The sequence below is a fragment of the Bacillus sp. MYb78 genome, from assembly GCF_002975115.1.
Lineage (GTDB): Bacteria > Bacillota > Bacilli > Bacillales > Bacillaceae_G > Bacillus_A > Bacillus_A cereus.
Genome location: NZ_PCOB01000004.1, coordinates 1 through 11,827 on the forward strand (window position 1 = coordinate 1; position 11,827 = coordinate 11,827).

The window sequence follows — 11,827 nt, forward strand, 5'->3', positions numbered from 1 at the left end:
AACGTTTTTTTACACTTGGGGGTAGTCTAGATTCTTAAGTTGATGGGCATGGGGTACCATCAAGAACTGGAAAGTTGTGGGCCTATCCAAGTATACGAGCGATAATTACAAATGCTGCATATAAAGGTGATTATATAATGCAGAAGTATGCAGAAGTAAAAGTAGATGGAAGAAAAAAGATGATTATAAATCCTAAAGAAAAATGGGTAGTATTTGAAAATCATCATCCGGCTATAATTACGCGGGATCTATGGGATAGAGTAAATAATTCAAAAACAGATAAAAAAACAAAACGTCGTGTAGCAATAAAAAACGAATTAAGAGGGCTAGCCTGTTGTGCTCATTGTAGGACACCGTTAGCCTTACAACAAAGAATGTATAAAAATAAAGAAGGGGAGACACGTTATTATTGTTATTTAATATGCGGTAGGTATAAGAGAATGGGGGCGCGTGGATGTGTCAAACACTCTGGACTACAGTATAGTGATTTACGCTTGTTTGTACTACAAAAATTAAAAGAAAAAGAAAATGACTTGGAAAAGGTATTTAACTTAAATGACACAGATAAACATCAAGAAAAGCAGAAGAAATTAAGAAAAGAAAAGAAAGAACTAGAGATAAAAAGGGAACGCTTATTAGATTTGTATTTAGACGGTGGACCGATTGATAAAGAAACCTTTACTAAACGAGATAAAAATTTTGAAAAAATTATAAAAGAAAAAGAGTTAGAAATATTAAAATTAGATGATGTTAAGACCTTAGTAGTTGAGCAGCAGAAAGTGAAAGAAGCATTCGAATTGCTGGAGAAGTCCGAAGACCTGTATTCAACTTTTAAAAAATTGATTACAAGAATAGAAGTAAGTCAAGATGGTGTGATAAACATCGTATATAGATTTGAAGAATAATATTTTTATCCTTATTGACATATGAGGAAGCGGGTATAGCGGGAAGAAAGGACAAAATTTAAACCCGTACGGTCCGATTACATTCGATACTCAGGATCAAGTTCAGGATCTGCTACAGTAGTTGCGGCAGATTTTGCGCCGCTTGCAATTGGAACAGAAACGACGGGATCGATTGTTGCACCAGCGGCGCAGCAATCAGTAGTTGGGTTACGTCCATCTTTAGGTATGGTAAGTAGAACAGGAATTATTCCATTAGCTGAAACTCTTGATACAGCAGGACCTATGGCAAGAACAGTAAAAGATGCAGCAACGTTATTTAATGCAATGATAGGTTATGACGAAAAAGATGTTATGACAGAAAAAATGAAAGATAAAGAAAGAATTGATTATACAAAGGATTTATCAATAGATGGATTAAAAGGGAAAAAGATAGGGCTTCTTTTTTCTGTAGACCAACAAGATGAAAATAGAAAAACAGTAGCAGAAAAAATTAGAAAAGACCTTCAAGAGGCAGGTGCGATATTAGCTGATAATATCCAGTTAAGTGCTGAGGGTGTAGATAATTTGCAAACATTAGAATATGAGTTCAAGCATAATGTAAACGACTATTTTTCGCAGCAAAAAAATATACCGGTAAAATCGTTAGAAGAGATTATAGCGTTTAATAAAAAGGATAGTAAAAGACGAATAAAATACGGACAAACATTAATTGAGGGGTCTGAAAAATCTGCTATAACGAAAGAAGAGTTCGAAAACGTAGTACAAACGAGTCAAGCAAATGCAAAAAAAGAGCTAGATAGGTATTTAGTAGAAAAAGGTTTGGATGCTCTAGTTATGATTAATAACGATGAAGTTCTTCTATCAGCTGTAGCTGGTTATCCGGAATTAGCGGTTCCTGCTGGATATGATAAAAATGGAGAACCAATCGGTGTAGTGTTTGTAGGGAAACAGTTTGGTGAAAGAGAGCTTTTCAATATGGGATATGCGTATGAACAGCAGTCTAAAAATAGAAAATCACCTAGTATATAAAAAGATTATATGAAAAATAACTGGAGTCCACCGAAATATGTTGGTGGATTCCAGTTAAACGAATCTAACAATATGAAAAGAAAAAAAGGATTCTTCTCAATTAGTAAGAAAGATTGTCTATAGAAGTTCATAAAATGTAATAGATTCAATTTCCATCCATTGAAGGGGGAGGTTAATTCTTAATGAATGAAGTAAAGAGTTTTTTTCGAAGTAGAGGGTTTCAACGGTTTCTCGTTTTAATAATAGTAGCGCTTGTATTATATGCATTAAAAAGTATGATCAATTTAATATTAATTACGTTTATACTGACGTTTTTAATGGATCGATTTCAACGTTTTATTTCAAGAAAATTGAAAGTAAACCGGAAAATTGTTATTGCATGTTTGTATATAATACTAGTTTCCTTTATAGGCACAACGTTATATAAATATTTACCTGTGCTGACGATACAAATTTCACAATTAATTTATCAATTTAAACTATTTTTTCAAAATCCACCTGATAATGAAATCGTTAAATATGTACTTTCGACAATTAATGGGATGGAAGTATCAAAATATATAGAACAAGGTGTAGATGTTATATATCAATCAATAGCAAATATAGGGAAGGTAAGTTTACAAATATTATTATCTCTAATTTTAAGCTTATTTTTCTTATTAGAAAAAGAGCGTATTATTACATTCACATCTAAGTTTAAAGATAGTAAGTTAAAAATCTTTTATGAGGAAATTGCATATTTTGGTGAAAGATTTGCAAGATCGTTCGGAAAAGTAATTGAAGCTCAGTTTTTAATTGCCGTTGTAAATTGTATTCTTACTGTCATTGCATTAATTGTTTTAGGATTTCCACAGCTACTTGTATTAGCTGTTATGGTTTTCTTACTAGGGTTGATTCCTGTTGCAGGTGTGATTATTTCTTTGTTTCCACTTTGTATCATTGCTTACAACGTAGGCGGAGTTATGTACGTAGTATACATACTCGTGTTCATAACAGTAATCCACGCTCTTGAAAGTTATTTTTTAAATCCGAAGTTTATGTCTGCAAAAACAAATTTACCAATCTTTTATACATTTATGATTCTCATCTTCTCAGAGCATTTCCTCGGAATATGGGGGCTTATTATCGGGATACCAATCTTTATCTTTTTATTAGATGTACTTGATATAAATAATGAGGATGCGACTAAAAAATAAGAAATGATAGAAAATCATTAAAAGGTCATAGGGGATAATTAAGATAAAAAAGCAATCCAAAATAAATTGGATTGCTTTTTATCTTAATTAAAGAACCGGAGCCATTGTTTCTTTTAATACTTGAACAGAGTGATCGAATTTTAATTCTTCTTCTTCACTTAATTCAACCTCTAAAATTTCACGAACACCGCCGCGATTTAAAACAGCAGGCACCCCGATATAAACATCTTTTTGACCATATTGACCTTCTAAGTAAGCTGATACAGTTAATACACTATTTTCGTCGTTTAAAATTGCTTTTGTAACACGTAGAAGTGACATACCGATACCATAATAAGTTGCGCCTTTACGCTCAATAATATGGTAAGCTGCATCACGGACGTTTATGAAAATTTTGTCTAAATCTTCTTGATTATACGTGTTGTCTTTTTCAAGCAGTGTTTGTAGTTTTTGGATACCAACGGAAACATGACTCCAAACAGGAAGTTCAGTATCGCCGTGTTCTCCGATAATATAAGCGTGAATGTTGTGTGGACCAATATCGAAGTACTCACCTAACATATAGCGGAAACGAGCAGAATCAAGCGTTGTACCAGAACCGATTACACGTTCTTTCGGTAAACCAGATTCTTTCCAAGTTACGTAAGTTAAAATATCTACAGGGTTTGTTGCGATTAAGAAGATGCCATCAAATCCGCTATCCATAATACTGCGAACGATTTGTTTAAAGATTTTAGCGTTTTTCTCAACTAAATCTAAACGTGTTTCGCCTGGCTTTTGTGGTAATCCAGCTGTAATAACTACAAGGTCAGCATCTTTACAATCTTCGTAGCTGCCTTTCCATACTCTAGTTGGAGCTGGTGCGAATGGAACAGCATGACTTAAATCCATTGCTTCCCCTTCAGCTTTTGCCTCATTTACATCGACTAAAACAAATTCTTCAGCTACGGCTTGGTTAATCATGCAGTAAGCATAACTACATCCAACTGCTCCTGTTCCTACTAATACAACACGGTTAATACCTTTTTTCATTTCAAAATTCCTCGCAATTTCATTGATTTTATTATGTAAGATAATACGTCTTACTTCTATAGAGTCATATCTAGTTTATTACATTTTATAAAAGATATTCAAGTATTTGAAAATGTATCCGTGCAAATCCGCGAACAAAACATAGGAATTCAGTGAACCGAATATAATTCAGTAAAATCCTTTGTAAAAGGGGAAATGGCATGGGGAACCCATTAGCAATGGAAGAAATGCTTCATATTATTCATGCAGGGCTTGTTAAAAAGAATAACCCAAAACGGATTACGATTGCAGGTGCAGGGATTTCTGGATTAGTTGCAGGTTCTTTATTAAAAGAGGCTGGGCACGAAGTAACGATTATAGAAGCAAATAACAGAATAGGTGGCAGGGTGTATACGATTCGGGAACCATTTAGTGTGGGTTTATATTTTAATGCGGGACCGATGAGAATCCCTGACACCCATAAGTTAACCTTAGCGTATATTCATAAATTTAAACTACCTTTAAACCTTTTTATAAATAAAACTTTTGCAGATATCATTTATACGAATAACATTCAAACGAGATTGAATGTGTTTGAAAATGATCCAAGTGTACTTGAATATCCGGTTTTGGATAAAGAAAGAGGAAAAACGGCAGAAGAGCTAATGATTGAGGTATTAGAACCAATACTAAATTATATTAAGAAGGATCCTGATAAAAACTGGCTTATTGTTGAAAAAAAGTATAAAACGTATTCGCTTGGTTCATTTTTAATGGAGTATTATTCAGATGGTGCAATAGATATGATTGGGGTACTTCTTGATATGGAAGCTTATATGGGAATGTCCTTAATTGAAGTATTACGTGAAATGATTTTCTTTACTTCAACAACGAAATATTATGAAGTAACTGGTGGAATGGATAAGTTATCGAATGCATTCTTACCACAATTAAGAGAACATATTTTAATGCCGTATAAGGTTGATAAAATCATACAAGAAGATAATAAAGTAATGTTACAAGGAAATCATGAACAAACGTTAGAGCAATTTACAATAACAAGTGATTTTGCTATTATTACAATTCCATTTTCAGCGTTAAGATTTGTAGAAGTTCAGCCATACTATTTATTCTCTTATTTTAAAAAAAGAGCAATTCGTGAATTAAATTATATTGCTGCAACTAAAATTGCAATAGAGTTTAAAAGTAGATTTTGGGAGAAAGCGGGACAGTGTGGCGGTAAATCTATTACTGATTTACCGATACGGTTTACATACTATCCGAGTTATGGCATTCATACTCCAGGACCAGCTATCGTAATAGCAAGTTATACGTGGGCAGATGAGGCGTTAACATGGGATAGTCTCCCGCAAAGAGATCGTATTCGTTACGCATTAAAAAATTTAGCGGAAATATACGGTGACATCGTCTATAGTGAGTTTGTCACTGGAACATCTTTTAGCTGGAGTAAAAATCCGTATTCTTGCGGTGCATTTACAGCTTTCGAACCAGGCCAAGAGCTCGAGTTATTTCCGTATATTACACCACCATCTGGAAAAGTACATTTTGCAGGAGAGCATACGACATTAACACATGGATGGATGCAAGGGGCAATTGAGTCTGGAGTAAGAGTTGCATATGAAGTAAATGAACAGTGAATCTCTTATATTTACAAATGGTCATTCTTTTAATAAAATGATAAATATAAATCGTAATTATTACGCTTTGAATACATTTGAAGTAAAGAAATGGATGGTCGGTTGAATGAATAAAGTGGAGATTCATATATTAGGTGGTTTTTTAGGTAGTGGAAAATCAACATTATTACAAAATTTATTGTTAGCAGAGAAAAAGAAGAATAGAAAAGTTGCAGTATTAATGAATGAAATTGGTGAATACTCGGTAGATACAGATATTATTGGAAAAGAGAATGTTTTAAGAGAACTTCTTAAAGGATGTATTTGTTGTACATTAAAAGAAGAGCTTGAAATACAATTACATTCGTTATACCAACAAGAAAGACCAGATGTAATTTATATAGAAACGACAGGTGTTGCGCATCCAATTGAAGTGTTAGACGCGTGTGTCTCGCCAATTTTAGCTCCTTTTCTGGAAGTAAAATCAATTGTAGTCGTTTTAGATGCAGTAAGGTGGTTAAACCGAAGTATATTAAGTGCAAATGTACAACAGCTATTGCATGAGCAACTGAAATTTGGTAGTCACATTCTTGTTAATAAAGCAGATTTACTAACAGATGAAGATAAGAACACAGTATTTGAAGAAGTAGAGGCAATAAATGATCATGCGAAAATGTATGAGACAAAGTATTGCAATATATCTTTAAAAGATATAGAGGAAGCAGAATTTCCAAATGATGAGGAACATGAGACACTACATGTCAAACAGCATTTACATATACAAACGATGACGTATCAATTTACGAAACCGATTGAACAAGACAAATTATATGAATGGCTTTCGAATTTACCAGATAGTATTTATCGAGTGAAAGGTTTTGTGAAATTCCATGGAGATAAATACCCTCACCTATTCCAATATTCGTTCGGAGTACCAACTTTATTAGAACAAGACTTCGGTTTCCCGACAAACTTAGTAGTAATAGGAGAAGGACTAGATAAGAAACAATTGGCTGAAGGGTTAGAGAAAGTAGAACTTAACTCTAATTAAGGGGAAAAGACTAACTTAAAAATAAGTTAGTCTTTTTGTATGGTCATTACTGAAATGAAACAGTATTTTCAATTGGATTGCAGAATATATATTGATTGTATGTCCGTTTCCATTACATAGGAAGGTGATTATATATTTGTGCCGAATGTAGAGGGTACTACAAGAGTTTTCCATTATCTATCGAATTAGTTAGTCATGATTACGGACAGGGGATTTTGGCGTGTTTGATTCTATCAGAAAGTAAAGTATGGGGAGGATCACAATGTCGATGAAAAAACGTAAGTGGCTAAAGACAATGTTTACTGGTTGTGTTTTAGGTTCGTTATTAATAACGGCAGCTTGTTCAGGAAAGAAAACAAGTACAGAGGATGAAAAAACGATTAAGGTAGGAGTCCTTGCTTCTTTAACAGGACCGCTAGAATCGTATGGAAAACAAACAGTGAACGGATTTGAATTAGGGTTAGATTATGCAACTGGTGGAACTGGGAAAGTAGATGGGAAAAAGATTAAGTTTGTTGTAGAAGATACAGAAACGAAAGCGGATGTAGCAGTTAAAAAAGCTACGAAGTTATTAGAAGAAGAGAAAGTTGATTTTTTAGTTGGATCGTCTAGTTCAAGTGATACGTTAGCGGTTTTACCACTGGCCGGGGAATATGAAAAGATTATGGTTGTAGAACCGGCAGTTGCGGATAGTATTACCGGAAAGAACTGGAATAAATATATTTTTAGAACTGGAAGAAGTTCCTCACAAGATGCGATTGCAGGAGCAGCAGCAATTGCGAAAAAAGATGTAAAGATTGCGACATTTGCCCCAGATAACGCTTTTGGTCGTGAAGGGATTGCTGCATTTAAAGCGGGTGCGAAAAAATTAGGTGCGAACATTGTGAATGAGCAATACGCGGATACAAATTCAACAGATTTTACAGCGAATATTCAAAATATCATTAGTTCAAAACCAGATTATTTATTTATCGTTTGGGCAGGGGCAAATTCACCTTGGAAACAGTTGAAAGATATGAATGTGGAAGCGCAAGGTATTAAAATTTCTACAGGTGCGCCAGATATACCAGCATTAAAAACAATGGATGCATTAGTAGGTATGCAAGGTTTTTCTGTATATTATCACACACTTCCAAAAAATAAAGTGAATGATTGGCTAGTTGAAGAGCATAAAAAACGTTTTAATGGTGCAGTGCCAGATTTGTTTACAGCGGGAGGAATGTCAGCAGCAATTTCTATTGTAGAAGCCTTAAAGAAAACAAAAGGTGATACAGATGTAGATACCTTGATTAAGAAAATGGAAGGAATGGAATTTGATACACCGAAAGGAAAGATGAAGTTTAGAGAGAAGGACCACCAAGCGATGCAGACACTGTATTCTATCACATTGAAAAAGCAAGACGGTGTTGATTATCCGGTGCCAGTGTTAGAGCGAGAATTAACGATGAAAGAAACAGAACCACCAGTTCAAAATAAATAGACTGAATTTTCTGTTGTTTTTGTATAAAGAGGGGGACCCTCTTTATACATATTTCTTTCATACTCACGGCTTTAAAGGGAGGGATTTCGTGACACATTTGCTAGAGACGAAAAATCTTAGCGTATCTTTTGGTGAACATCATGTTATTAAAGATGTAAATTTAACTGTCCAAAAAGGAAAGCTCATTTCTATTATCGGGCCAAATGGTGCGGGGAAGACAACATTATTTAATTTACTAAGTGGACAGATTTCACCCACAACAGGTGAAGTGTATTTTAAAGGGCAAGATATTACAAAACTATCGATTTCAGATCGAACACGCTTAGGAATCGGTCGCTCTTTTCAGCTTACAAACATATTCCCAGAATTAACGGTACTTGAAAATGTCCGTTTAAGTGTTCAATCATTCGTACAAGATTACTATAGTTTTTTCCCGAGTTCAGCAAAATTAAAGCAACAAGTTGGAGAGGCGAGACGTTTCTTAAAAACAGTATTACTTCACGAGAAAGAGAACGTATTAGCGAAAGATTTGGCACATGGAGAGAAAAGAAAGCTAGAACTTGCGATGTTATTAGCTTTAAAAACGGATGTGTTATTACTTGATGAGCCGACGGCAGGTATTTCGGTTGAAGAGGTCCCTGCTATATTACAAGTGATTGAAAATATTAAGAAACATCCAGAGAGCACAATTGTACTTATCGAACACAAAATGGATATGATACTAGGTTTGTCAGATCATCTTATCGTTTTATTTCATGGAGAGTTATTGGCTGAAGGATTGCCAGAAGAAATTATGAAAGATGAGCGTGTACAAAGTGCTTATTTAGGGGGATTATATAGTGGCACTATTACAAGTGAATAATATAGAAACGTATTTAGATCAGTTTCATATTTTGCAAGGAGTATCTCTTGCTGTTGAGAAAGGGACGATTACTGTACTGTTTGGTAGAAATGGGGCAGGGAAAACAACGACATTACGTTCAGTGATGGGGTTTCACCGCATTGCAGATGGTGAAATTTATTATGATAGTGCAAAAGTAAGTGGATTACCTACACATTTAATTTCAAGGAAAGGAATAGGGTATGTACCAGAAAATCAAGGTATTTTTCATGATTTGACAGTAGAAGAAACATTCGCTCTTGCTAGGGGAAAAGGTGAGGAAGTAGAAGGGAAAATAGAGTGGATGCTGGAACTATTTCCGGATTTAAAGCAGTTTTGGAATAAGAAAAGTGGGCTCTTGAGCGGAGGGCAAAAGCAAATGTTGGCTATTTCAAGAGCGTTTATTAATAGTGATGGATTATTACTTATTGATGAACCGAGCAAAGGGCTATCCCCGATAATGGTGGAGAAATTAATGGTAGCTATTTTGAAGATGAAAGAGAAAACAACAGTTTTACTTGTTGAGCAAAATTTTATGATGGCTAGTCAAATTGGCGATTATTTTTACATTATGGATAACGGACGAATTGTTCATAACGGTTTTATGAATGAATTAAAAAAGGATAAGGAAATGTGTCATAAATATTTAGGAATCTCTTAACATGAATCCGAGGTGAAAAGGATGGATGTGTTAATCAATTTATTTGTAAATGGGATTTCAACAGGGATGCTCATTTTTTTGTTAGCATCAGGTCTTTCACTTATTTTCGGTCTAATGAGCGTTTTAAACTTTGCACACGGTGGTTTATTTGCATGGGGAGCATTTACAGGTGTTTGGTTATTTAATATGACAGGAAGTTATATATTAGCTTTAGTTGGAGCAGTAGCCATGGGAATGTTCCTAGGATTTATTTTAGAAAGGTTTCTTATTAGACCGGTATATGGAAATCATGTTCGACAGCTGCTCGTTACGCTTGGAGGAATGCTCGTTCTTAGTGAGTGTATTAAAATATTTTGGGGGCCAAACCCTATTAGTGCAAAATTACCGTTATGGTTACAAGGAAGTTTTACATTCGGAGGTATTATATTAATTAAATATCGTCTATTTGTTATTTTGATTGGGATAATTATTTACATTGCACTACTACTATTACTCAAAAAGACGAAGATAGGTCTTATGATCCGTGCAGGTGTAATGGATAAAGAAATGGTTCAAGCGCTTGGTATTAATGTAAAAGCGATATTTTCTTTCGTCTTTTTATTAGGAGCAGGGATGGCAGCTTTGGGAGGATTCTTATTAGCACCGTATTCGGGCGTTATTTTCGCCGAGATGGGCATGCAGTATGCAATTTTAGCTTTTATAGTAGTAATTATCGGTGGATTAGGAAGCGTACAAGGTTCAGCTATTGCTTCTTTAATTGTTGGATTAGCTGGTGCTTTTACAGCGTACTTTATACCAGATTTATCACTTGCAATTAATATGTTAATGTTACTATTTTTCTTAATAGTGAAGCCAACTGGACTTGTTGGTGAAAAGGGGTGAAATGGTGAACAACACATCGGACCGAATTAAAGTATACTTCGGAGTATGTATGCTCATTTGTTTAAGTGTATTTCCGTTCGTAAATGATTCACGGAGCCTGTTAATTTTGTTCACTCAAATCTTCATCTTTGCTATTTTTGCAATGAGTTTTGATGTATTGCTTGGGTATACAGGAATTGTATCGTTCGGTCATTGTATGTTCTTTGGGATAGGAGCATATGGGGTAGCGCTTTTATTTGATCGACAAGGCGTATCAATAACGAACTTTTTAATTGGAATAGTAGCTGCAATTATCATTTCAGCAATCGTTAGTTATATAATTGGTTTACTTTCTTTACGGCTGAAAAGTCATTTTTATGCGATGTTAACACTTGCTATTTCACAGTTGTTTTTCGTCCTTGCTGAAAAATGGCGTGGGCTCACTCACGGAGGAGATGGTTTTACATTTGGTGTACCAGACGTATTCCGTGATCGTTTTACGTTTTATTATGTAACACTTATATGTTTACTTATCATTTTTGTTCTCTTACGTCTTTTCACCAAATCTTCTATTGGAAAAGTATTAAAAGCAATTTCACAAAATGAGCAACGTGTTGAAGCACTAGGATATAAAGTGCTTCATTATAAAATTATTGCTAGCATTGTTGCAGGAGTAGTAGCTGCGATTAGCGGTGGTTTATTTGTTATTACATTGCGCTTTGTCAATACGACTGTATTTTCAATTGAAATGACACTAAATGCACTCTTAATGACAATGATTGGAGGAGTGGGAACATTAATTGGAGCTATTGCTGGGTCTGGGATTATTGAATCACTAAAATATTATTTATCAGAACTAGCGACGGAATATCCGATTTTTGAAAGATGGACGATTATTCTAGGTTTATTGTATATTATCGTGCTACTCGTTTTTCCGAAAGGATTGGTTGGGACGGTTAAGAAATTGAAGAGTTTTAAAAGGAATAAGAAGGAGAAAAGTACAGAAGTGGAGCAAAACGTGTGAAAAATCAATTGTATACAAAATAAAAATCCCTCTTTTATATTCGTTAAAGAGGGATTTTTATTTTGAAAAAAGTTTGTAATCAAAGTCATTTT

Annotated in this window: 9 protein-coding genes and 2 pseudogenes; 10 read left to right on the forward strand and 1 reads right to left on the reverse strand. The window is 34.5% G+C overall.

The annotated features are described in order from the left end of the window. Positions 1–59: 59 nt before the first annotated feature. From CQ064_RS10740 to CQ064_RS10750, 3 genes and pseudogenes are all read left to right on the forward strand, one after another. Positions 60–905 (forward strand): annotated as a pseudogene (locus CQ064_RS10740) (recombinase family protein); the annotation flags it as partial. 28 nt (positions 906–933) lie between these two features. Further along, positions 934–1,934 (forward strand): annotated as a pseudogene (locus CQ064_RS10745) (amidase family protein); the annotation flags it as partial. Positions 1,935–2,116: 182 nt separating this feature from the next. Next, the gene (locus CQ064_RS10750) at positions 2,117–3,130 is read left to right on the forward strand and encodes an AI-2E family transporter (protein WP_001006602.1); all 1,014 of its coding nucleotides are present in this window, start codon (positions 2,117–2,119) and stop codon (positions 3,128–3,130) included. A gap of 87 nt (positions 3,131–3,217) precedes the next feature. On the opposite strand, the gene CQ064_RS10755 is transcribed toward CQ064_RS10750, so the two are convergent. Further along, complete coding sequence (locus tag CQ064_RS10755) at positions 3,218–4,162, reverse strand: L-lactate dehydrogenase (RefSeq protein WP_000715322.1); 945 nt, start codon at positions 4,160–4,162, stop codon at positions 3,218–3,220. 200 nt (positions 4,163–4,362) lie between these two features. Here CQ064_RS10755 and CQ064_RS10760 point away from each other — a divergent pair, with 200 nt between their 5' ends. The 7 genes from CQ064_RS10760 (at position 4,363) to CQ064_RS10795 (ending at position 11,735) form a co-directional block, all read left to right on the forward strand. Further along, complete coding sequence (locus tag CQ064_RS10760; protein ID WP_000528004.1) at positions 4,363–5,799, forward strand: flavin monoamine oxidase family protein; 1,437 nt, start codon at positions 4,363–4,365, stop codon at positions 5,797–5,799. 106 nt (positions 5,800–5,905) lie between these two features. Further along, the gene (locus CQ064_RS10770) at positions 5,906–6,829 is read left to right on the forward strand and encodes a CobW family GTP-binding protein (RefSeq protein ID WP_001044937.1); all 924 of its coding nucleotides are present in this window, start codon (positions 5,906–5,908) and stop codon (positions 6,827–6,829) included. Between the two features lie 262 nt (positions 6,830–7,091). Continuing rightward, on the forward strand, positions 7,092–8,309 hold the full coding sequence (locus CQ064_RS10775) for a substrate-binding domain-containing protein (protein WP_000062000.1): 1,218 nt from the start codon (positions 7,092–7,094) through the stop codon (positions 8,307–8,309). An 88-nt stretch (positions 8,310–8,397) separates the two neighbouring features. Next, complete coding sequence (locus CQ064_RS10780; protein WP_000149328.1) at positions 8,398–9,171, forward strand: ABC transporter ATP-binding protein; 774 nt, start codon at positions 8,398–8,400, stop codon at positions 9,169–9,171. Beyond that, the gene (locus CQ064_RS10785; protein ID WP_001196696.1) at positions 9,149–9,850 is read left to right on the forward strand and encodes an ABC transporter ATP-binding protein; all 702 of its coding nucleotides are present in this window, start codon (positions 9,149–9,151) and stop codon (positions 9,848–9,850) included. Before CQ064_RS10780 ends, CQ064_RS10785 begins: the two co-directional genes overlap by 23 nt. Positions 9,851–9,871: 21 nt before the next feature. Further along, the gene (locus CQ064_RS10790; RefSeq protein ID WP_000382787.1) at positions 9,872–10,732 is read left to right on the forward strand and encodes a branched-chain amino acid ABC transporter permease; all 861 of its coding nucleotides are present in this window, start codon (positions 9,872–9,874) and stop codon (positions 10,730–10,732) included. Between the two features lie 49 nt (positions 10,733–10,781). After that, positions 10,782–11,735 carry a branched-chain amino acid ABC transporter permease gene (locus CQ064_RS10795; RefSeq protein WP_003274156.1) on the forward strand — a complete coding sequence of 318 codons (954 nt, stop codon included), beginning with the start codon at positions 10,782–10,784 and terminating at the stop codon, positions 11,733–11,735. Positions 11,736–11,827 lie beyond the last annotated feature (92 nt).